We start from the raw sequence: 23,420 nt of genomic DNA on the forward strand, positions 1-23,420 counted from the left end.
TATATCAATATTAATAAAAAAAATAATTACTTGGTTCAATCTGTGATACTTTTTTTATGATTTTTAGTTGTTTTTTGCAGATTTGTATTTTTGAAAGGGAATATTGAGTAAATTTTTCAATCTGTTATTTTCATCAGGCAGCATATGAGTGTCTACACCATAGATTAAATTTTCTTTTGGTAAGGTGGTAAAAGTTCCGAAAAGACGGTCCCAGACCGAAAAGATATTCCCATAATTACTGTCTGTATAAGGCAAAACATAATGATGGTGTACCTTATGCATATTAGGCGAAACGATAAAATAGCTCAAAACGGTATCGAGCTTTTCGGGCATCGAAATATTGGCATGATTAAACTGTGACGCTACTACTGAAAGTGACTGGTACAAAAACACCATCCACATTGGGCTTCCCACTAATAAGACTCCAAAAGCAGTAAATATAAAACGAATCACGCTTTCGCCGGGATGATGCCTGTTGGCCGTTGTGGTATCAATCCAGGTATCGGTATGGTGAATAAGATGAAAACGCCATAAAACTTTCACTTTGTGTTGCGTAAAATGGGCCAGATAAGCGCCAATTAAGTCTAAGAGCAACAATCCTATAATTGTATACAGCCAAACAGGGATTTCGGGCAGCCAGTTTAAAATGCCGAAATGATTCTGAGTGGTCCAGTAAGCTGTTTTAATTAAAATAAAAGCCAGTATAAAATTGACAATAATGGTCGTAAAGGTGAAAAAGAAATTAATACCTGCATGATTCCACTTTTTGTATTTCATCCGGAATAGCGGAAAGGTATTTTCAATCAACCAAAAAACAGTGATTCCGCCCACCAGAATTAAACTTCTGTGTGATGAAGGAATCGTACTAAAATAGGCAATGATTTCATTCATAATAGTATCGTGTATTCAGTCAAATTTAATTAATTTAATGAAATAAAGCTATTAATTTTAGCAGATATGTAATTGTTTAAGAGTTGTTTATCTCTTTTTAATGTGAAAAAAAAGAGAAAAGCGAAAATAGAATTTCACTTTTCTCTTGTATCTATAAAAAATAGGGTATTGTAATCTGTTTTTAGTATTATCTTTTGATCAGGCTAATAAGAAACAACAAAATCCATGCACCTCCGGCGGCTATAACAATTTGCCAAAGCAATCCGCCTCCGCCAATTCCCAGTTTAGGAGCCAGCCATCCACCGAAGATTCCGCCAATAATACCTACGACGATATTACCCAGAAGGCCAAAACCGCCCCCTTTCCATAATTGACCGGCTAGCCAGCCTGAAATTGCTCCGATAAGTAAGAAATATAAAAACGCCATAGTTTATTGTTTTAAGGGTTATGTAATAGTTGATTTGCTGATTTGTGATTCTTCGGAAAGCTTTTGTAATTTCATGTGCTTCCGCCAATGATACCCACAGCGATATTACCAGGAAGGCCCGAAACCGCCACCTGAGATTGCTTCGATAAGTAAGAAATAAAACTCCATAGTTTATATTTTAAGGGTTATGTAATATTAGATTTGTTTATTTGTGCTTCTTCGGAATTCTTTTGTAATTCCATGCGCCTCCGCCAATGATACCAACAGCGATATTACCAGGAAGGCCCGAAACCGCCGCCTGAGATTGCTTCGATAAGTAAGAAATAAAACTCCATAGTTTATGTTTTAAGGGTTAATAATTGATTTGTTTATTTGTGATTCTTCAGAATGATTTTGTAACAGATTTTTATAGATAAATCCGCCTAAAACAGCGCCCAGAATAGGAGCGACCCAGAACAGCCAAACCTGAGATAAGGGGCCGCCGCCTACAAAAAGAGCCTGAGAAAGCGATCTTGCAGGATTTACAGAGGTATTGGTAATGGGTATACTGATTAAGTGAATAACAGTTAGCGTAAGGCCTATCACAATTCCGCAAAAATTACTGTTGGCAAATTTGTCTGTAGCGCCCATGATTATAAGGATGAAAAATAAAGTCAGTACAAATTCGGCTATAAAAGCAGCTTGTAAAGAATATCCATCAGGAGAAAATGCGCCGAATCCGTTTGAGGCAAAAGCCCCCGCTTTGGTACTATCAATGGCAAAACCGGCTTTTCCGGATGCGATCGTATATAGTGTACCTGCAGCTGCTATGGCTCCCACACATTGCGCTATGATGTAAGGAATAAGATCTTTGGCTGGAAATTTACCCCCGGCCCAAAGCCCTAAAGAAACAGCAGGATTAAAATGCCCGCCTGAGATGTGTCCGACTGCATAAGCCATTGCCAGTACGGTCAGTCCAAATGCAAGTGCAACACCTGCAAATCCAATACCTAATTCAGGAAATCCGGCCGCAAAAATAGCGCTTCCACAACCTCCAAAAACCAGCCAGTACGTTCCGAAGAACTCGGCAAATAATTTTTTCATAATAAAATAATTTTAATTAATAGTTGATTGTTAACGGGTGTATTGGTATGCCCATAAAATCAATACAATCTGTAAGGGCAAACGTATTAATAAAATAAATTTTACGATAGAATAACTTCCTTTCTTCTTTTGAAACATATACAGGTTAGCAGGAAAAACAGCAATTAACAAAGCTATAATTCCCCAGGCGGCATAAGTTGTAAAAAAAGGAATCGTCAGCAGTATGCCCAGAATAATTTCGGCAACTCCGCTTAAAAGATTTAATAACTTGGGATTTGGAAAAAAGGGAGGAATGATCCTAATGTACATTCCCGGATTTTTAAAATGATTGATTCCGGCGATTATATAAAGAAAAGCCATTACATATAAATGCCACGGTAAATTCATGATAGTATAGTTTATCACGAATTTATAAAAAAATTAACAAATATTGTATTATTAAGTTCGTTTTTTTAGAACTATACAATATACGTTAATTTTTACGCTTAAAATTTACGTTCATTATAATGATGGCCAGAATGATTAGCAGAATACCAACCCATTGTAGAAAGATTACTTTTTCATCCAGTAACACATAAGCCATCATTACCGAAACAGGAAGTTCCAATGCTGAAACTATGCTTCCCAGGCCAATTCCGGTGAGCGGAAAACCAATATTCATCAGCATTGGTGGTATGATAGTTCCGAATAGGGATAATACAATTCCCCATTTTAGGAAAATAGCAAGATTAAAGGGAGTCACCTGAGTGAAAAAAGCAAATGTAAATACAATTACTGCCCCGCCCAAAAGCATGTACAAGCTGCGTTGTGCCGATGAAATTTCGGTGGCAACACGATTGGCGGTAAACATGGTGGTGGTAAAAGAAGCTGCCGCCATAATTCCCCATGCAAGGCCTCTCCAGTCCAGCGCAATATCGTTATGGATAATGTTGGTAGCCAGAACAGTTCCGATCAGTACAATACATACCGCGAAAACCTTTTGTTTAGAAGGTAATTTTTTTTCTAAAATCATTTCCAGTAAAACGCCCATCCAGACGGTCTGCATTAGTAACACAATACCAATTGAAACGGGAATAAATTTTACGGCTAAATAATAGAATAAACTCGTCATTCCTAGTGAAGTACCCGCGAGCATAAGGCTGAATATATTTTTGGGAGTCGCTTTTACGACCTTGTCTTTGTGTTTTATTTTCTGAAAGGTATTAATCAGTAAAATACCAATGATTCCTAGTACAAATTGAGAGCTTGTTACTTCGGCAGTTGTATATCCTTCTGAATACGCCATTTTTACAAAAGTGGCTAACATTCCGTAAGTTGTAGCTCCTAAAGCAACAAAAAATACTCCTTTTAATACATTATTTTGTGACATCCTAACTCTTTTGGTTTTAAAAATTCAAGCCGGCAAAGGTAAGGTATTTTGTTTGGGATTTAGTATAAAATCTGTAAAAACCTTATTATAGTGATAATGTGAAGGTGTGATTTGAGGTTGAAATTATTGATTTGGCAGGAAATGGCTGTTTGTTTTTAACCGCAAGGAACGCAAGGTAAATTAATGCATGATGTTTGGTAAATGGGGAGAAGTTCGCAAAGCTTTGTGGTTGTGAGGATGGAATTTTTTTTTGTGATTTTCCTTGCGCAACATTGTCATTTCGACCGAAGGGAGAAATCACATACGTAATTCGACAAAGATTGGCGGCTTTTAGGGATGGAGTTTCTTGTGTGATTTCTCCCTTCGGTCGAAATGACAAGCCTTGCGTAAAAAAAAAAAAATAGACTTCAAAGAAGTCTATTTACGAATGCTGTATCATTTTTATAAAGGCCTATTTATCCTTTAAAATTTTTTCTAAATATTCATTTTTATCTTTTTCCGCCTGAACCAAACGTTCGTAAAGTTCAATGACCTTATCAAGGGGATTGAAAGTGCAATAATTACCAAAGTAACCATGACTCTTATTGAAAGTATTAAAATAATTAAACACTCCTTCTTCCGAAAAGTTTTTAATTGCTTCTACACTTACACCCAAAGCTTTTGCCACTTCAATCAACTTTTCTTCATCAACTGTTTCGCTGTTTTCCAAAATAGAAACAGCCTGCTGATTGGTTCCTAAAGCCTGCGCTAATGCTTCCTGTTTCATGTCTTTCAGTTCGCGAATACGGCTGATTTTTCGGCCGATATGATTTGGTTTTGTTGCTGTGCTCATAGTTCAAAGATAATAATTATGAATAAAAAAATACAAGTTAGGTAAAAAAACAAATTTGCTGTTGTATACGGCTTAAAAATTGACTCGTTACGACTTTTGCTTTGCGAGGGCAAGGTATAAATAAAATACGATTTTTCTTATATTTTTAGATAAAAAAAATTAAACTATAAAACAACAAAGACAGCAATAAAAAAACCACCAAAAATAAATTTTGATGGTTTAGTTTATACTGAAAATCAATCTGCAACAATTACTTTACAGGCTGAGCGTTATAGGTTTCGATTTCGAAAACCAAAGTAGCGTTTGGCGGAATTACACCTCCTGCACCTTTTTCTCCGTAAGCTAAGCTTGCAGGAAGAAAGAATATGGCTTTTTCACCATCAGTCATCATGTCTAGAGCTTCGATAAAACCTGGAATCATTCCGTCTTTTTTACCTACTACGAATGGAAAAGCCTGATATCCTTTTTGTGCATCTCTGTTCGCATCATATTTACCATACGCTTTTGCTACATTGGCAATGCTGCTGTCAAAAAGATTTCCATCTTCGAAATAACCGGCGTAATGGAAATAAATGGTAGATCCTTCCGGTAATTTTACACCGGAACCTTTTTGGGTAATTTTATATTTTAAGCCAGAAACCGTTGCAGTGGCAGTCGCTTTAGTAGCGGCAAAATAAGCGGCTTTCTCGGTCACTACTTTTTGACTTTCAGCTTTTTGAGCTTCTCCTTTTTTGGCATCATCACTGATTACTTTTAAGGCATCAAATTTCTTTGCTGCAGCACCTTTGCGGGTAATCGTAATTTTTGTCATGATATCATCCTGAACAATTTTATTTACCACATCCATTCCTGAAACCACATGACCGAAAATAGTATGTTTTCCGTTTAACCATGGTGTATCTTTATGTGTGATGAAAAACTGGCTTCCGTTTGTAGCCGGACCTGAATTGGCCATAGCCAGAACACCGCCTTTTTCGAATTTTAATTCCGGTACGAATTCATCTTTAAAAGAATAACCCGGTCCGCCTGAACCGTTTCCGTCAGGATCACCACCCTGAATCATAAAGTCATTGATCACTCTGTGGAATTTCAGTCCGTCATAAAACGGTTTTCCTTTTAGTTTCTCCACTTTTACATTCGGATTTTTACCTTCTGCCAAAGAGATAAAGTTAGCCACTGTTACAGGAGCTTTTACGTATTCCAGAGACAAAACGATATCGCCTTTAGTGGTAGAAATGGTTGCAAAAATTCCTTCTGCAGGATTTATGGTTTTAGTAACTGCTTTGGCTGTTGTTGTTTTTCCGGCCGGTTTTTTTGCAGTGGTTTTCTTTGTCGTTTGTGCCTGAATATTTACTACTGCAAGGCAGAATAAGAATAGAAATTTAAATTTCATTGCGTTTCGAATTTAAGTCTATATTAATTATTGTGGTTTCTCTAACAATTGGATTTCGAAAATGATATTCGCATTTGGCGGAATAACTGCTCCGGCTCCGGCTTGTCCATACGCTAAGTGTGATGGAATGAAAAGAACCGCTTTGTCACCAAAAGAAAGTTTCTCGATTCCTTCGATAAATCCGGGAATCATACCGTCTTTACGACCTGCCTGAAAAGGAATTGGCTGATACGCTTTAGCTTCGGCTCTTGCCTGATCGAATTTTCCGAAAGTCTTCGCCACGTCTTCAATACTGGTATCAAATAAAGTTCCGTTTTCTAAGAATCCTGCATAATGAATGTATATTTGAGTTCCGGTTGCCGGTTTTTTACCTGCACCTTTTTCGGTAATAACATATTCTAAACCACTACTTGTTTTGGTCGCTTTTGGTTTTAATGACGCGTAGTAGGCTACTTTTTCTTTTTGAACTCCTGCAAATTTTCCTTGTTCTTTTGCTATTTCAGAAAAATAGTCATGAAATACTTTTACAGCATCAAACTTTTTAGCGGCTTCGCCATTTCTGATAATCGTTACTGATACAATGTTGTCACCTTGCACCACTTTGTTTACTACTTCCATTCCTTTATCGACTACATGACCGAAAATAGTATGTTTTCCGTCTAACCATGGCGTTTCAACATGCGTGATAAAAAACTGGCTGCTGTTTGTTCCCGGACCGTTATTGGCCATCGCTAATACACCGCCTTTATCAAATCTTAAATCACTGATTTCATCTTTAAATTTGTATCCGGTATCACCAGAACCTGTTCCTAACGGATCGCCGCTCTGAATCATAAAATCTTCAATAACTCTGTGAAATTTTAATCCGTTGTAGAAGGGTTTGTTTTTAAGGTCTTCATTCGTCACGAATTCATTTTTACCTTCAGCCAGGGTTACAAAATTGGCCACCGTAACAGGTGCTTTTTTATAATCCAGTTCTACAATAATACTTCCTTTATTGGTTTCAATTTCAGCATACAAACCATCCGGAAGGTCACTGTGTTTGTCTTTACAAGAATAAAACGAGGTAGCGGCTAATAGTAATATTAAAATACTCTTTTTCATTTTTTAACTGTTTTGTTATGGGTTTAAAGTGTCTTTTTTAGTTTGAACTGCCGGCTTTGTAGCGACCGGTTTTGAAGATGGTGTTGAAGGAACGGTTGTCGCAGGTGCTTCTTCCGGAACAAAATTACGAAGGGTAACCGTGCAGATCAGGGATTGATTGGTTCCGATTTTGTTGTTGTCTCCGTGATAGCCATAGGCCATGTGTGATGGAAATAAAAAGTTGACAGTTTCGTTTTTGTGCATCAGTTTAATACCGTCACGCAATCCCATCATGATTTCCTGTTTGTCAACATGGTACGTTTGCGGGCCCAGTTCCGATTCAGCATAAATAACTTTGCCTTTTATATCTTTTACCTCTAAATTATAATAAGCGATATCGCCTCTTTTTGGTTTTAAAGTATCAGCCGTATTTTGTTCTTCATACGAATACCAATATCCTTTTTGGGAAGCATAATACTTTACTTTCGGGTTGCTTTTAATGATATTTTTAATGACATCTTCTTCACTGGCAACCAGTTTTTTATTGCGGTCAGCTGATTTTTTCATGAAAGTTCCCGAAGCTCTTGAAATAGGTCTTCTGGCTTCTTCATGCTGTTTGCAGCCAACACATAAAACGGCAAAAAGCAGGGCAGAAATGCTTAGTTTTAAGTAATTCATAGTAGGTTATAGGGTTAGTTTAGTTACTAAATCTTCAAACTTTTTAACGGTCTCTTCCATTGAAATTTCCGATCTTCCGCCGGCGGCATTGGTATGTCCTCCACCGTTGAAATGATCTCTTGCAAACTGATTCACATCAAATCCTCCCTGCGAGCGGAAGGAAATTTTGATGATTTTCTCGTCTTTATTTTCTATAAAAATAGCAGTAAAATCAATTCCTTTTATACTTAATCCGTAATTAACGATTCCTTCGGTATCGCCTTTGATGTAATTAAAGGCATCCAGTTCGCTTTGTGTCAGTGTAGTGTAGGAAGTTTTATGCTCTTCAAAAACTTTCATGTTCTGTAAAGCGCGACCTAATAATTGTAAACGGCTGTAGGAGCTGTTGTCAAATAATAAAACCGGAATTTCGGTATTTTCTACGCCTAAATCAATTAAATCCGCCACAATTCGATGCGTATTTCCGGTAGTTTTCGGAAAACGGAAGGAGCCTGAATCGGTCAATATTCCGGTATAAATACAGGTCGCAATAGTTTTGTCTAAGTCGTCTTTTTTGCCTAAAAACGAAATGAAATTATAAATCATTTCACAGGTAGAACCAAAAGAAGTATCAGAGTACGTGTAGGTGGCATAATCATCTGGTTTCTGATGATGATCGATCATGATAAAAGGCGCTTTTAGCTTTGCTAAAGTATGCTCCATTTCTCCCGTACGATGAAAAGCATTGAAATCAAGTGTAAAAATTACTTCAGCTTCTTCTAATATTTTAGTGCAATTTTCGGTGTCTTTTTCAAATATTTTAACCGTTTCAGAACCGGGTAACCAGGCTAAGAAATCCGGAAAATCATTGGGAGCAATCACGGTTGGAAAGTGATTGTTTTTTAATAAAAAGTGGTATAAAGCCAGTGTAGAACCCATGGCATCGCCATCTGGACCTCTATGCGGAATTATAGCGATTTTCTTTGGGGTTGCGAGCAACAATTGGATCGCCTGAATATCTTGTATTTTCATAGTGTGCGAATTTACATTTTTTTAATGTAATGCTGAAAACATTTTCGAGATTAACACACTTTTATAAAGTTATGAGTTATGAGTTGTGAGTTGTGGGTTATGAGTTGTGGGTTTTGGGTTATGAGATAAAGATTTAAGTTTGGAATTTGGATTTTAAAAATTGGAATTTAATCTTTGATGCAGTTTATGCTTGTCATCTTTTACAATTTGTGATTTATAAATTATGAACTATGAGATGAAGATTTAGGTTTGGAATTTGGATTTTAAAAATTGGAATTTAATTTTTGATACAGTTTATGCTTGTCATCTTTTACAATTTGTGATTTATAAATTATGAACTATGAGATGAACATTTAAGTTTGGAATTTGGAATTTAAAAATTGGAATTTAATTTTCGATACAATTTATACTTAGCACCCTTTACAATCTGCGATTTATAAATCCCCGTGGAGCCAGAAGAAAAATAGGCAACAATACAGGCAATAGCGATAAAAAGTCCGGTCTGAAGTCCGAATAATTCGATTCCCATGATGGTGCAGGCAATGGGAGTGTGGGTGGCACCCGAAAATACGGCTACAAAACCCATTCCGGCCAAAAGCGCAATCGGCATGGGTACTACAAGCGATAAAGTGCTTCCTAAAGTAGCACCGACAAAAAATAACGGAGTTACTTCACCACCTTTAAATCCGGCACCCAAGGTAAATCCGGTAAATAAAATTTTCAGTAAAAAGTCATACCACGGATTGGCTGTTGAAAAAGAATCGACAATTACCGGAACGCCCAGTCCGGAGAATTTTGTAAAGCCGAAACCCGCAATGGCGATGGCTAAAAAGATTCCTCCCACAAACGGACGAAGCGGAGGATATTTGATATATTTTGAAAAAAGAGAACCCCAAAAATGAGTCGTTCTCGAAAATAATAAGGCCGCAATTCCGAATAAGATACTGATTAGGACGGTGTAAAAAAGATTGTTCAGACTGATTTCAGGAACATCCGGAATGCTGTAATGGGTGTGTTTGACCTGCCAAAATTCAACGGTAAAATAAGCAGAATATGCTACCAGAAAAGATAGAAAAATACTTTTTAAATTGATTTTACTAAAATACACTACTTCCAAAGCAAAAATAGCACCGGCCAGAGGTGTTCCGAAAACAGAGGCAAAACCCGCACTGATTCCGAGGATAATCAGAATTTTTCGTTCAGTAGTATCGAGTTTAAAAAGTTTGGTAAACTGATCGGCAATCGCTCCCCCCATTTGTACGGCCGTGCCTTCACGACCTGCAGAACCGCCAAATAAATGCGTAAGTAAGGTTCCTAAGAGAACTAAAGGAGCCATTTTTAAAGGAATTACTTTTTTTGGATTTTCGTATTCTTCCAACAACAGATTATTGCCTTTTACGACAGATTCACCCCAATAGTAATAACTCAATCCAACAAGTAATCCGCCAAAAGGTAAAAGCCAGATGATCCAATCATGCTGTATTCTAAATTGTGTCACCCATTCCAGCGCAACCAGAAAAAAAGCTGAGGCGGATCCAGATAAAATACCGATTAAAAGGCAAATGAAAATCCATTTGACTGTTGTAAAAAGTATTTGTTTTGAGTTTTGAAACTTCATTAATTATTGGAGTAGTTTTTTTTAGCCACGAATTTCACGAATTTCCACGAATTAGAGCATGATTAATTAAAGAAATTAAATAATCATTCTAATCCTTTTTTATCAGTGGCAAAAAAAATTAGCGAAAATTCGTGCGATTAGTGGCAAAAGAAAAAATACTAAGTATTTCAAATTTTTTTTAGCTACGAATTGCACAATTTCCACGAATTAGATCATTAATAATTCACGAAAATGGAATAATCATTTTAATCAGTGGCAAAAAAATTAGTAAAAATTAGTGTAATTGCTTCGCCTGTTCCCTTCGGTCGGGTTGTGGCAAAAAATTACTGAACAACAGCGGTAAATTCAATTTCAACTAAATATTCAGGAGCCACCAGTTTGCTGATTTCATAAAAGCCGGTTGTCGGTTTTACATCTTTAAAAAAGGAAGAGTGCGCTCTTGCTACGTCTTCAAAAGTCGTAATGTTAGTGGTGAAAATTCGGGTCCTGATGACATCTTTCATTCCGACATTCAGATCTTCCAGCACTTTTTCAACACGTTCGAGGATATTGTAGGTTTGGGCATAAGCATCGTCAGCTTTTACTTTTTCACCGTCAACAATCGCCACAGTTCCTGAAACTTCAATGATATTGCCAATTCGTACCGCACGGCAATATCCCATTTTGTCCTCCCAGGGTGATCCTGTTAAGATGTTTTCTCTTTTCATTTCTTCTGTTTTATCGAATTTGCTTTTTTTTTAAGTCAAAATCCGGGTTAGTTAATTTTGCTGCAATTTATAAAATATGCCGCTGATAACGAACTTTATTCCTTTGAAATCCCTTTGTAAATGATTCTTTTTTGTGATATTTTGATTCGATAGGATTTTATTTATTCTTCCATTTGATGCTGTTCGTAAAGGCGAAGTTTGTTTTGGGTAGCCGTCAGGTTTTGCTGCAATACTTCGATTTTGTTTAACAGGTTCGCGATAACATCAATGCCTTCCAGATTGATTTTAAGGTCATAATGCAGGCGAATCATTTTTTCGACAGCAGGCAGTTGTTCAGGCTGCAGGTATTCGTCTTCTTCCAGCATAATAATCTGTACCAAGCCATAATTGTGCAGCTCGGTTATAAAGGTATATTCAATTTCGTGGTACACACAAAATTGTTTGATTTGAATTAAGTTTTTACTATCCATGATTTCTTAATTTAGCTAATTCTTCGAATAATTCTTTTTCTTTTGCGGATAATTTTGTCGGAATTTTTAAAGTATAGGTAATGTACAAATCCCCAAACTGATTGTCTTTTTTGTACACCGGAAATCCTTTTCCTTTCAGTTTTACTTTGGTTCCGGGCTGGGTTTCGGCAGGTACTTTTATTTTTACCTTTCCATCAAAAGTATTCACATAGATTTCTCCGCCTAAAATAGCCGTATATAAATCTAGGTCAGCATTAGCGTATAAATTATTGCCTTCCCTTTTGAAATCCGAATCATTATCGATCAAAAACGTAATGTACAAATCGCCATTTGGTCCGCCATTGGCACCGGGTGCACCGTGATTCGGAATTTTGATTATCTGGCCGTTTTCAACTCCGGCGGGAATTGTTATTCTGATGTTCTTGCCATTAACCGTAAGATTTTGTTTATGGGTAGTGTAAGCCGAAGCTAAGTCTAACTGTAGCTCCGCATTGAAATCCTGCCCTCTGTATTTTGCCTGACTTCTGGAACTTCTTCCCGAAGATCCGTACATGGAATTAAAGAAATCAGAAAAATCACTTCCTGAAAAATCACCGCTGCCAAAGTCAGTATAACTTTGATTGCCTCCCTGTTGCTGTCTTGAATATTGCTGTTGGTTGGGGTCGTATCCCGATTTTTCAAATTCATCGGCATGTTTCCAGTCTTTTCCGTATTTATCGTATTTTTTTCGATTTTCGGGATTGCTTAAAACTTCATTGGCCTCGTTAATTTCCTTGAATTTTTTCTCCGCTTCCTTATCATTCGGATTCAGATCAGGATGGTATTTACGCGCTGCTTTTCGATAGGCTTTTTTTATTTCGGCTTCAGTAGCAGTTTTTGTAATTTCTAATGTTTTATAATAGTCTATGTAATCCATTTTTATTGGTTTTTACGAAATGAAAATTAAAACATTGAAGTTAGGAATAAGTTACTAATTATCAAAATGCTATATTTTTGAGATAAACGAACAGGGGGGAAAAATAAAAGACGGTTTTAATTTCTGGCAGGTTTTTTGTTTTCCAAAAATTAGCCTAATATATTGTTATAAAACTCTTAAAGTTGTAGTGCCTGTTTAAATTATACTATTTTTGTGAAGCTATACTTTAATTCTGTAATAATTATAAAAGCCCATCGATAATACTTTTTTCAATGAAGCACATTTTATTTTTCATATTATTTTTTACTGCTATAACAGTATCAGCCCAAACTGAATTTAGTACAAAGTTCAAGTCCATTCCGGCCCCTAAATTTAGCGCGAAACCTAAAAAACTTCCGGAAGTTAAAGATCCTAAAGCTGATAATTCAGAAATTCCAAGTATAAAAACACCGAATGTTTTTGATAATACCACAATAACCCAAAAATCCAAACTTCAGATAGGAGAGGAGAAAAGCAAATTCACCATGTCTACAGAAACTGATTTTGCCAATCCGGGAGATCGTTATGTTGCGAAAATGGAAAAAGACCTCGATAAGGCTTTAAAAGCGGAAGGGCTCAGAGAAGGCAGGGGAGAATTGGTGAAGAAAAATATTTCTCTAGGGGATTTTAAAACCAAGGCTGGTTTCTTCATTGTAAAATTCCGTGATTTTGGTGCTATCGATGGCGACTTGGTGAAGGTTTCCAATAATGATCAGGTGGTGAGAAGTCAGGTATTATTGGATTCCGAATTTCAGGAAGTAAAAATTAATCTGGCACCCGGCTTTAATAAATTGGATTTCGAAGCCTTAAATATAGGAGCATTAGGCGGAAATACTGCCGAAATCCGCGTTTACGATGACAAAGGCGTATTAATCACAAATGACTACTGGAATAATCTTGCAGCCGGTTTCAAAGCTTCAATCGTAGTGACCAGAGAGTAATCTTTTTTAGTTAGATGCTAAGCTTCTAAGGCTCTAGGTTACTAAGTTTTTTTCTTTTTTTAGGAACTAAAATCTCAGCACCTTAGCAACTCAGCACCTCAGAGCCTTAAAAAAAAAATCAAAACGGATCAGCAGTAACATTAAACTTCATATCTGCTTTCACCGTAACATCTTTCGTAAGCGTTTCTTTTAACGTAACTTTTGTTCTGATTTTATATTGATCTGCTTTGATGTATTTATCTAATCGGGCATCTGTACTAATCAGATCGATCGTATTGGTTGTTGAATTGATGTTATCCTGATAGGCCAGTTCTATTTCATCAGAATCAGTTGTCGAGATATACAAATGAATCGATTTTAAAAACGTAAATGTTTTTCCGTCGGGATCTGTAATTGTTAATTTCAGTGATTTTAATTTTACGTCTTTTACCAGACTCGCTTTGGTGTTGTTATTTTTAAATTCAGCGGAGGAATTTGTAGTCACATCCGGTGTTACAATCTCCGAAGGTAAATTAATCGGTGAAGTACTTTTTATCTGAATTGATGCATTATTAGAAATAGTGAAAGTCAGTAAATCGTCAACAGCATTACAAGAACTTAATAATAAGAACAGGAAAAGAGAAAGGGCAGTTAATTTTGATTTCATAAGTATGGGTTTTTTCTAAATACGATTTTTTGAGGGATTTGGTTTTTTGTAAAGATAATAAGTTTCTAAGGTGCTAAGGAACTAAGTTTTTTTTCTTTTTTTTAGCGGTAAAAACTCAGAACCTTAGTGACTCAGAACCTCAGAACCTTTTTTAGAAAAAAAAATCAAAATTCCATTTTTCAAATTCGAATATAAAAAGTATTTTTGCGCATGCAACACAACGTACTTATTTTAGATTTCGGATCGCAATATACACAGCTTATTGCGCGTAGAGTTCGCGAATTAAATATATTCTGCGAAATTTTTCCTTACAATCACTTTCCTAGTGATTTATCACCTTATAAAGCCGTAATATTAGGAGGAAGCCCTTTTTCTGTTCGTGCAGAAGATGCGCCACATCCTGATTTATCTCAAATTCGAGGCAAGCTTCCCATGTTGGCAGTTTGTTACGGAGCGCAATATTTAGCACACTTTAGCGGTGGAGAAGTAGCCGCCTCAAACACCAGAGAATACGGCAGAGCTAATTTATCTTATATTAAAGAGAATGAAGTTTTCTTTAACGGAGTTTCAGAAAACAGTCAGGTTTGGATGAGCCACAGCGATAGTATCAAGGCTTTGCCAACCAATGCGGTAAAATTAGCAAGCACGCATGACGTAGAATATGCAGCTTTCAAAATTGAGGGCGAAACTACTTATGGTATTCAGTACCATCCGGAAGTTTTCCATTCGACAGACGGATCAAAAATGCTGGAAAACTTTTTAGTAAATATTGCCGAAGTACCTCAAAATTTCACGCCAAATGCTTTCGTAGAAGAAATGGTGGGAGAACTGAAAGAGAAATTAGGGAATGATAAAGTGGTTTTAGGATTGTCAGGCGGAGTAGATTCTACTGTAGCGGCGGTTTTATTACACCAGGCGATCGGTAAAAACTTATACTGTATTTTTGTAAATAACGGATTGCTTCGTAAAAACGAATTCCAAAATGTACTGGATCAGTACAAAGGAATGGGACTGAACGTAAAAGGAGTAGATGCCGGAGATCGTTTCTTAGGTGAATTAGCCGGAATCAGTGATCCGGAAACCAAACGTAAAACCATTGGACGTGTATTTATCGAAGTTTTTGACGATGAATCACATTTAATCGAAGACGTAAAATGGCTGGCGCAGGGAACTATTTATCCTGACGTCATCGAATCGGTTTCTGTAAAAGGACCATCGGCAACCATTAAATCACACCACAATGTGGGCGGATTGCCGGATTATATGAAATTAAAAATTGTAGAACCGCTTCGTATGTTGTTTAAAGACGAAGTTCGAAGAGTAGGTGCTACTTTAGGAATAGACCCTGAATTATTAGGAAGACACCCTTTCCCGGGACCTGGATTGTCGATCAGAATTCTGGGAGATATTACTCCTGAGAAAGTTCAGATATTACAGGATGTTGATGCCGTTTTTATCGACGGATTAAAATCATGGGGATTATACGACAAGGTTTGGCAGGCAGGAGCAATTCTGCTTCCGGTAAACAGCGTTGGTGTGATGGGCGATGAGCGTACGTACGAAAAAGTAGTAGCGCTTAGAGCTGTTGAATCTACAGATGGTATGACTGCCGACTGGGTTCATTTACCTTATGATTTCTTAATGAAAGTGTCCAACGATATTATAAATAAAGTAAAAGGCGTGAATCGTGTGGTTTACGATATAAGTTCAAAACCACCTGCAACAATTGAGTGGGAATAGTACTATTTTTCAAATTAAGGCGTTACATTTGTAACGCCTTAATTTTTTATAACCTACTATTTATGAGAGAACTTTTAACGATTTCTCTTGTCTTTATTTTGTCTTTTAACAGAATAACTGCGCAAGATTCAATTATTGAACACAAAATTCAAAAAGGAGAAACTGCTTATTTTATTGCCCAGAAATATAAGGTCTCTGTTGAAGAAATTTACAAACTCAACCCCGAATCGGAGAGTGGCATCAAGGACAATCAAATTATTAAGATTCCTGTTCACCCCGCAGAAAAACAAAATTCAAATCAGCAAATCACTCATATTGTTGGTGCTAAAGAAACCCTTTTCGGATTATCGAAACAATATAATGTATCTGTTGAAGCGCTTCAGAATGCCAACCCTATTCTTGCCGGCGGACTCCAGATTGGTCAGGAATTAACTATTCCGTCACCTGCTGCAAATCTTTCGAAAACTGAAAATACAGCTTCTTCAAAAGTAACCCATCAGGTCGTTGCCAAAGAATCTTTGTTCAGTATTGCCAGACACTATAATGTTTCGGTCCAGGATTTGGAAAATCTGAATAAAGAACTGCTTCAAAACGGATTGCAGATTGGTCAGACCATTTCAATTCCAAACAAAAGAAAAACACTCGACGGAAGAGTTCGTGTCATCAATCAGGAAACTGTTTTTCATGTAGTGGAACCCAAAGAAACCAAATTCTCGATTGCCAAAAAATACGGAATTTCAATTGAACAGTTAGAATCTCAGAATCCTGAAATCGTAAACGGATTAATTGTGGGCAATAAACTGGCAATTAATACGAAGGAAATAAAACCAGCGAATGAGCGTGAAGAACTGATGCTGGCTCTGGCCGAAAAACAAGTGGTAGTTGAAAAAGGAAAAGCGAAAACAGTTGAACTGGAAGACTTAAAAGACCGATTGGTTGTTCAGAAAGAAATGAATCAGAAGATTATAAAAATCAATGATTTGAAAGTCAATCTGAACGATATGAACGGTTCCAAAGAAAATTCGGTTGAAAAACTGCGTCTGGTTCTGGAAGCCAATAAAAATGTACAGGATATTTTAATGGCTAAATTAGATTCGTTGGTCAATACAATGAACAATGATTTAGTCGAATTGAAAAGAATGGATGTGCTGAATGTGGATGAATCAAAACGACTGGAAAAACAATCCTATGAAAGCATTAGTAAAACAAGCGATTTATCTTCGCAACTAAAAAAAGAACTGGCCGAAAACCGAAAAGCGTATGCAGGTTTAATGAACAAGGTCGAGCGAATTGCGCTCGAGGAAAATCAGGAGTACAAAAAGAAAATCCGTGAAAGCGAAAAAAACAATAACGTCACTTCCTTACAACAGCGTCTTTCGCTTGACGAAATAAAACGGTACAAAATAGAGCAGGAACAAGGCGATGCGCAAAATCAATTGTTAATTGCTAAAATTGATTCCCTTGATACACAGAAAACTATCGAAATCAAACGCCATATCAGTAAAGCGACGTATTACAGTATGGAAGCCCGAAAATTTGATGATAAAGTAGCCTTGATGAAATTAAAAAAATACCAGGACGAAGCGATTAAGAATCAAAAAACGGAACCGGCTGAAAGTTCAAAATCGGTCTCGCCGGAAGAAATGAAACGTGAACTGAAAGAAAATCCGTTCAAAAACGAAAAGAATATTAAGATCGAAGTTTATGATAATCTTAAAGAAGTTTCAAACGGCTATTACTTAGTTTTAGGTATATTTACCGATGCGTCACCCAGAGATAAGCTGATTATGAAACTTATTGATTCAGGTGATTTTAATGCTAGTTTTTTCTTCAATATAAACAGCCTTTCGTACTATGTTTACAGGGATAAGTACCAAAATATGGAAGAAGTTTTATATGAATGCAAGAAAAATGAAGAAGATGAGTTATATAAGAACATTATTATTGCAAAGGTTGAAATTGATCTGAGATAATAATCGAAAAAATAACAAGTGGCCTGAATCTTGCTTTGACAAAAATTAGTATCTTGTTTTTTGAAATAAATTAAATTGTTTAAGCCCTATTATGAAATATTATTTTACATTATTATCTCTTGTTTTTTTAGTCACCAGTTCTGCTTTTTCTCAGGAAAAAGTGGTGAAGTATAAAGTTTCAAGTGGAGAAACCATCAATCAGATTGCCGAGAAATTTAAGGTTACGCCTTATGATATTTACTCTTTAAATCCTGATGCACGCACTGGATTGACGCCTAATACAGTTTTACTGATTCCAACTGCAGGCAAGGCGAGTGTCGTAAAAAAAGAAGTTGCAGCAACAAAAAATGCTGCATCGGGAAAAACAATCACGCATGAAGTGCAGCCAAAAGAAACACTTTTCGGTATAGAGAAAAAATATGGCATTTCTGATGAAGCATTAAAAACGGCAAATCCGTTTTTGGTAACCAATGGCCTGCAAATTGGTCAGACACTTACCATTCCTTCAAAGGGAGGTGCGGTAAAAACGGTTGCAGCAACAACTGCCAAAGCGGTTAAAACAACTGGTACTGAAAAGTATGTATATCACGATGTTTTGCCAAAAGAAACCAAATATTCGATTGCAAAAGAGTACAAAACTAATGTTGAAGATTTAGAAAAACGCAATCCTGAAATTGTTTCCAATTTACCTGTGGGATATCGCGTAACTATTAAAGGAACAGCTCCTAAAACGGAAGCAAATACTGCGGTTACTGCCAGTGTTTCTAAACCTGCCGAAACTAAAAAAGCAGATGAAGCGGTTAAAAAAGGCACCACCTATATGGATTATCAGGTGAAGCCAAAAGAAACGCTGTACAGTTTGTCCAGAACATTTCAGTTAACACAGGCCGAATTAACAGAGTTGAATCCGTCACTTTCTGAAGGCGTAAAAGAAGGAATGGTTTTAAAGGTTCCGTCCGGATTCCTGGCACCTGCTCCGATTATTGCCCAGCAACAGCCACAACAGGTTGAAAAAACAGCAGAAAAACCAGTTGATAATTCAGCTTCGGGAGGGATTAAAATTCTTGAAAAAGTAAAATCTGAAACAGTGGTACCAAATCCTGAAGTAGTAGAGCTGACTAAGGTCAGAGGGCAAAATGAGCGTAAAAAACTAGCTTTATTATTGCCTTTTAATCTGGCAAAAATCCAATCGGATACCGTGAGTTCTGCCAATCGAATTAAAAATGATAAGTTTCTGAATATGACACTTGATTTTTATTCAGGGGCCATGATGGCGATTGACTCAGCGAAAGTTTTGAAATTACCAATTGATGTCAGCATTTTTGATTCACAGGAAACAAAAAGCTCCTCAAATGTTTCAACTTTAATTTCTCAGAACAAATTACAGGGAGCGAATGCCGTTATAGGACCATTTTATCAGGGAAATGCTGAAAGCACGGCCAATTCATTGCGTTTGTACAATATACCTGTGATCTCCCCATTATCAAAAGATACAGCCAACCCGATCGATAATTTGTATCAGACCATTCCAACAAATGATGTGGTCAGAAGTGCTGTTTTTGATTATATGCGCGCTAAAAACGGAAATATTGTTGCTGTTGTAGACAAGAAAAAAGAATCGGTCATAAATTATATCAAACAAAACCAAAAAGGGGTTGTTTTTGCCGCTTTATCAGAAACAGGTGGTTTAGATGTTGCCAGCTTGAAAAGCCTTTTGTTGCCTAACAGAATGAATTATGTGGTGATGGAAACCGGTAATACTGCCATGGTTAAAACAACCATAAAAGCTTTGCTGGATGCACAAAAAACATGTCAGGTGCAGTTGGTGATTTTAGAACCGAACAGTACTTTAGATACAGATGAAATTAGTTTTGAGAACTTAGTGAAGCTGAAATTAATGTATCCTTCGGTTACCCGTGAAAGTGATGATCCTGCTGTTTTAATCTTTAAAAAAGAATACAGACTGAAAAATAAAGTCAATCCAAATACGTACGCTACCCGAGGTTTTGATGTTACTTTTGATACCATGATGCGTCTGGTTCAGGGGAAAACATATCAGGAAACGGCAGATTTACTCACAACAGAACAGGTTGATAACAAATTTCAATATTACAAAAAAGAAGATGGCGGACATTCCAACAAAGGGGTGTACATTTTATATTACGATTCAGATTTAACTTTAAAAGTAGCCAATTAATGACATCAAAAGTAACCTATTTAGGCGATTTAAGAACAAAATCAGTTCATGTGCAGTCAGGAAGTGAAATCATTTCTGATGCACCACTAGACAATAACGGAAAAGGAGAAGCGTTTTCTCCGACAGATACGGTGGCCAATGCTTTAGCAAGCTGTATGATGACTATTATGGGAATCAAAGCCCGCGATATGGAAATCAGCCTCAACGACTCAACTGCCGAAGTAACGAAAATAATGAATGCTGAACCAAGACGAATTGGTGCTATAGAAATTATTTTTGAAATGAAAGGTACCGCCGATGAAAAAAACAGAACCATTCTGGAACGCGCTGCGATGACTTGTCCGGTGTTTTTGAGTCTGAATTCAGATATAGAAAAGAAAATTACTTTTAACTGGAAGTAATGCTTTGAAATAATATATAAAGCCGTCAATATCTTGACGGTTTTTTTTTGCATTGAAAAATTAACAAAATATTCATGCCTGATTTTGGTCAGTAAAAATATAATGTAGTATCTTTGTTCTGCAAAAAAAATGCATTTTAATGCAAAAATAATGCAATTTATTGAAGCAGAAATGAGATTCTGTTTTCAATATTTATTTTGGATTTTTTTATAAGAAATCAAAGAAGTAATCCAAATTCTGCTTCAAATCAATAATTTTAAATTTTACTGAATTGCTTTATAAAGATTTTATCTTTGTATAATTATGATTGCTAATTTCTTAGCGATGTATTGATGTGAGATTTTGCCAGTGAAAAATAAAATTTTTATTTGAAAATTATAATTAGAAAAGTAAAAAAACTATATCATGTTAAAAAGTAAAATAGACAAAGCAACAGGCTTCGAAAAACGATTTGAAAACATCAATACGGTTGTTTTTGAAAATTCCAATGAAGCTTCTAAAGCTGTTGCTCAGGAAATTGCAGCTTTAATTCAGTTCAAACAAAAAAACGGGCAGCCTTGTGTTTTAGGTCTTGCAACAGGTTCTTCCCCAAAAGGGTTGTATGCAGAACTGGTTCGTTTGCATAAAGAAGAAGGATTGAGTTTTAAAAACGTAATCAGTTTTAATCTGGATGAATATTATCCGATGGAACCAAACTCAATCAACAGTTATGTTCGTTTTATGAAAGAATTGCTGTTTGACCATGTCGATATTTTACCTGAAAATTACCATGTTCCGGACGGACTTTTATCAAAAGAACAAATAGCCGATTATTGCCATGATTATGAAGCTAAAATTGAAGCTTTGGGGGGAATCGATTTGCAGATTTTAGGAATTGGAGGAAATGGACATATTGGTTTTAACGAATCCGGTTCATTGCAAAACTCTAAAACACGTTTGGTTGCTTTGGACCATATTACAAGAGTTGCCGCTAGTAAAGATTTCTTCGGATTAAGCAATACACCAAGAACAGCAATCACCCTTGGTGTTAAAAAAATCATGGAAGCTAAAAGAGTAATCTTACTGGCCTGGGGGGAAGGAAAAGCAAATGTCGTAAAAAGATCAGTAGAAGACGAAGTAACGAACAGAGTTCCCGCTTCCTTTTTACAGGAACATGACAACGCTGTTTTTATTTTAGATAAAGAAGCCTCTTCCAAACTTACCAGAATCAACAAACCATGGCTGGTCGAAAAAGTAATCTGGACTGATAAGCTAACCCGTAAAGCCGTTTTAGGATTAGCACTTCAGCTTAAAAAACCAATTTTAATGCTTACCGATGCCGATTATATCGAACATGGAATGAGTGATTTACTGGCTGATTCCGGTCCGGCATACGACATCAATATTAAAATATTCAATAAATTACAAAATACCATCACAGGCTGGCCGGGCGGAAAACCAAACGCTGATGATTCCAACCGTCCGGAAAGAGCGGAGCCGGCCAGAAAACGTGTCCTGATTTTCAGCCCGCATCCTGATGATGATATTATTAGTATGGGAGGAACTTTCATGCGTCTGCAGGAACAGGGACATGAAGTACATGTAGCCTACCAAACCTCAGGGAATATTGCCGTTGCTGACGACGAGGCCTTACGTTTTGCAAGATTCGTGATTGACTACAATGAGAAATTCGGAATCAAAAGCGCTGAAGCTGATACGATCTATCAAAAAGCACAAACCTTTCTGGAGAATAAAAAGAACAGTGAAATTGACATTCCTGAAGTTCGTTACATAAAAGGGTTAATCAGAAAAGGAGAAGCCAGAGCAACGAGTCATTTTGTTGGTTTGAAGGACGATCAGATTCATTTTATGGAACTTCCGTTTTATGAAACCGGAACCATCGAGAAAAAACCTATCGGACCGGAAGATATTCAGCTGACAATCGATTTAATTGAAAAAATCAAACCACATCAAATTTATGCGGCCGGAGATCTGGCAGATCCGCACGGAACCCATAAAGTCTGCCTGGATGCTATTTTTGAAGCCGTAAAAGCCTTAAAACCAAAATCATTTATGGATGATTGCTGGTTGTGGCTGTATCGTGGAGCATGGCAGGAATGGGGAATTGACGAAGTAGAAATGGCGGTACCGATGAGCCCGGATCAGGTGTTGGCAAAACGTCACGGAATCTTCAAACACCAGTCACAAAAAGACGGGGTTGTTTTTCAGGGAACAGACGCCAGGGAATTTTGGCAGAGAGCCGAAGACCGAAATGCAGAAACAGCAGATTTGTACCAGCAGTTAGGACTGGCCACTTATGCCGCAATGGAGGCTTTCGTGAGATGGCATTATTAGGTATTAGTTTATAGTCTCAGTTTACAGTCGCAGTCACAGTCGCAGTGATCAGTTGGCTCTCCTTGTAAACTGAGACTGCGAGTGAAAACTATTTTAAAACTGGCAAAAAATAAAAAATAATAATAGCTTTGTAGCAACAAGAAGCAAGAAAGAGAATCAATCTGTATTCTCTTCTCTTGCTTCTTTTTTCTTTTAAAAAAATGGAACAAGACAGTAAACTTCTCATAAAATTAGCCCATACCAAAATGCCTTTCGGGAAATACGAAGGCCGGTTTTTAATTGATTTACCCGAATATTATGTTGTCTGGTATCAGAATAAAGGATTTCCAAAAGGAGAACTGGGCCAGCAATTACAACTGATCTACGAGCTAAAACTAAACGGCTTGGAGGAATTAATCCGTAACATTAAGAAAAGATACCCAAAACCATAAATTAATAGTAAGAAAAATCTTTTAATTAGATTTTTTTTTCCTATTTTTGAAATTGAAATTATTACCATTTTCAAAAACAAGTTGATACCACAAAACAGTTTTAAATTTTTAAAGCTGAAGTAGAGAATCACTGTTTTTAAAATTGTAATAATTTTTTTTATGCCAAAACTTACTTCCATAGCAAGTATCACGTGCTGGTACGGATCTTATCCCTGGTACTTCCCTTATTTTTTACATTCC

At 36.7% G+C, this 23,420-nt stretch carries 22 protein-coding genes; 7 read left to right on the forward strand and 15 right to left on the reverse strand.

Features of this window, described 5'->3' with window-relative positions:
• Positions 1 to 63: 63 nt before the first annotated feature.
• The 14 genes from GJU43_RS12910 to GJU43_RS12975 form a co-directional block, all read right to left on the reverse strand.
• The gene (locus tag GJU43_RS12910; protein ID WP_154341162.1) at positions 64 to 891 is read right to left on the reverse strand and encodes a sterol desaturase family protein; all 828 of its coding nucleotides are present in this window, start codon (positions 889 to 891) and stop codon (positions 64 to 66) included.
• A gap of 187 nt (positions 892 to 1,078) precedes the next feature.
• Positions 1,079 to 1,318, reverse strand: coding sequence for a GlsB/YeaQ/YmgE family stress response membrane protein (locus tag GJU43_RS12915; protein WP_154341163.1), 240 nt, complete (start codon positions 1,316 to 1,318; stop codon positions 1,079 to 1,081).
• Positions 1,319 to 1,663: 345 nt separating this feature from the next.
• Positions 1,664 to 2,401, reverse strand: coding sequence for an aquaporin Z (gene aqpZ / locus GJU43_RS12920; RefSeq protein ID WP_154341164.1), 738 nt, complete (start codon positions 2,399 to 2,401; stop codon positions 1,664 to 1,666).
• Positions 2,402 to 2,431: 30 nt separating this feature from the next.
• Positions 2,432 to 2,788 carry a DoxX family membrane protein gene (locus GJU43_RS12925; RefSeq protein WP_154341165.1) on the reverse strand — a complete coding sequence of 119 codons (357 nt, stop codon included), beginning with the start codon at positions 2,786 to 2,788 and terminating at the stop codon, positions 2,432 to 2,434.
• A gap of 85 nt (positions 2,789 to 2,873) precedes the next feature.
• Positions 2,874 to 3,770 (reverse strand): DMT family transporter, encoded by an 897-nt coding sequence (locus GJU43_RS12930; protein ID WP_154341166.1) that lies wholly within the window; start codon positions 3,768 to 3,770, stop codon positions 2,874 to 2,876.
• A 451-nt stretch (positions 3,771 to 4,221) separates the two neighbouring features.
• Positions 4,222 to 4,602, reverse strand: a complete 381-nt coding sequence (locus GJU43_RS12935; RefSeq protein ID WP_132035626.1) for a helix-turn-helix domain-containing protein — start codon at positions 4,600 to 4,602, stop codon at positions 4,222 to 4,224.
• Between the two features lie 250 nt (positions 4,603 to 4,852).
• Positions 4,853 to 5,995 (reverse strand): peptidylprolyl isomerase, encoded by a 1,143-nt coding sequence (locus tag GJU43_RS12940; RefSeq protein WP_154341167.1) that lies wholly within the window; start codon positions 5,993 to 5,995, stop codon positions 4,853 to 4,855.
• A gap of 27 nt (positions 5,996 to 6,022) precedes the next feature.
• Positions 6,023 to 7,099 carry a peptidylprolyl isomerase gene (locus tag GJU43_RS12945; protein ID WP_154341168.1) on the reverse strand — a complete coding sequence of 359 codons (1,077 nt, stop codon included), beginning with the start codon at positions 7,097 to 7,099 and terminating at the stop codon, positions 6,023 to 6,025.
• Between the two features lie 15 nt (positions 7,100 to 7,114).
• On the reverse strand, positions 7,115 to 7,756 hold the full coding sequence (gene gldI / locus GJU43_RS12950; protein ID WP_154341169.1) for a gliding motility-associated peptidyl-prolyl isomerase GldI: 642 nt from the start codon (positions 7,754 to 7,756) through the stop codon (positions 7,115 to 7,117).
• Between the two features lie 6 nt (positions 7,757 to 7,762).
• On the reverse strand, positions 7,763 to 8,767 hold the full coding sequence (locus GJU43_RS12955; protein WP_154341170.1) for a bifunctional oligoribonuclease/PAP phosphatase NrnA: 1,005 nt from the start codon (positions 8,765 to 8,767) through the stop codon (positions 7,763 to 7,765).
• A gap of 373 nt (positions 8,768 to 9,140) precedes the next feature.
• The gene (locus GJU43_RS12960) at positions 9,141 to 10,385 is read right to left on the reverse strand and encodes a voltage-gated chloride channel family protein (RefSeq protein WP_154341171.1); all 1,245 of its coding nucleotides are present in this window, start codon (positions 10,383 to 10,385) and stop codon (positions 9,141 to 9,143) included.
• Between the two features lie 323 nt (positions 10,386 to 10,708).
• Positions 10,709 to 11,092: a RidA family protein gene (locus GJU43_RS12965; protein WP_154341172.1), complete on the reverse strand. Its 384-nt coding sequence runs from the start codon at positions 11,090 to 11,092 to the stop codon at positions 10,709 to 10,711.
• 161 nt (positions 11,093 to 11,253) lie between these two features.
• Positions 11,254 to 11,562: a chaperone modulator CbpM gene (locus GJU43_RS12970; protein ID WP_154341173.1), complete on the reverse strand. Its 309-nt coding sequence runs from the start codon at positions 11,560 to 11,562 to the stop codon at positions 11,254 to 11,256.
• The gene (locus GJU43_RS12975; protein WP_154341174.1) at positions 11,555 to 12,478 is read right to left on the reverse strand and encodes a DnaJ C-terminal domain-containing protein; all 924 of its coding nucleotides are present in this window, start codon (positions 12,476 to 12,478) and stop codon (positions 11,555 to 11,557) included. The genes GJU43_RS12970 and GJU43_RS12975 overlap by 8 nt, the downstream gene beginning before the upstream one ends.
• Before the next feature lie 272 nt (positions 12,479 to 12,750).
• Between GJU43_RS12975 and GJU43_RS12980 the strand changes: the two genes are divergently transcribed.
• A complete protein-coding gene (locus tag GJU43_RS12980; RefSeq protein ID WP_154341175.1) occupies positions 12,751 to 13,458 on the forward strand; it encodes a hypothetical protein in 708 nt (235 codons plus the stop codon).
• Positions 13,459 to 13,576: 118 nt separating this feature from the next.
• Here GJU43_RS12980 and GJU43_RS12985 read toward each other — a convergent pair whose 3' ends face one another.
• Positions 13,577 to 14,104 carry a hypothetical protein gene (locus tag GJU43_RS12985; protein ID WP_154341176.1) on the reverse strand — a complete coding sequence of 176 codons (528 nt, stop codon included), beginning with the start codon at positions 14,102 to 14,104 and terminating at the stop codon, positions 13,577 to 13,579.
• Between the two features lie 210 nt (positions 14,105 to 14,314).
• Between GJU43_RS12985 and guaA the strand changes: the two genes are divergently transcribed.
• The 6 genes from guaA (at position 14,315) to GJU43_RS13015 (ending at position 23,180) form a co-directional block, all read left to right on the forward strand.
• Positions 14,315 to 15,844 carry a glutamine-hydrolyzing GMP synthase gene (gene guaA, locus GJU43_RS12990; RefSeq protein ID WP_154341177.1) on the forward strand — a complete coding sequence of 510 codons (1,530 nt, stop codon included), beginning with the start codon at positions 14,315 to 14,317 and terminating at the stop codon, positions 15,842 to 15,844.
• Between the two features lie 62 nt (positions 15,845 to 15,906).
• Entirely contained in the window at positions 15,907 to 17,817 is a 1,911-nt protein-coding gene (locus tag GJU43_RS12995) for a LysM peptidoglycan-binding domain-containing protein (protein WP_154341178.1), read from the forward strand.
• Between the two features lie 91 nt (positions 17,818 to 17,908).
• The gene (locus tag GJU43_RS13000) at positions 17,909 to 20,014 is read left to right on the forward strand and encodes a LysM peptidoglycan-binding domain-containing protein (protein WP_154341179.1); all 2,106 of its coding nucleotides are present in this window, start codon (positions 17,909 to 17,911) and stop codon (positions 20,012 to 20,014) included.
• Positions 20,014 to 20,415: an OsmC family protein gene (locus GJU43_RS13005; protein WP_154341180.1), complete on the forward strand. Its 402-nt coding sequence runs from the start codon at positions 20,014 to 20,016 to the stop codon at positions 20,413 to 20,415. The genes GJU43_RS13000 and GJU43_RS13005 overlap by 1 nt, the downstream gene beginning before the upstream one ends.
• Before the next feature lie 405 nt (positions 20,416 to 20,820).
• Positions 20,821 to 22,749, forward strand: a complete 1,929-nt coding sequence (nagB, locus tag GJU43_RS13010) for a glucosamine-6-phosphate deaminase (RefSeq protein ID WP_154341181.1) — start codon at positions 20,821 to 20,823, stop codon at positions 22,747 to 22,749.
• Between the two features lie 200 nt (positions 22,750 to 22,949).
• The gene (locus GJU43_RS13015; protein WP_127337046.1) at positions 22,950 to 23,180 is read left to right on the forward strand and encodes a DUF3820 family protein; all 231 of its coding nucleotides are present in this window, start codon (positions 22,950 to 22,952) and stop codon (positions 23,178 to 23,180) included.
• The last annotated feature ends 240 nt before the right edge of the window (positions 23,181 to 23,420 follow it).

The organism is Flavobacterium sp. LC2016-23, from assembly GCF_009674775.1.
Lineage (GTDB): Bacteria > Bacteroidota > Bacteroidia > Flavobacteriales > Flavobacteriaceae > Flavobacterium.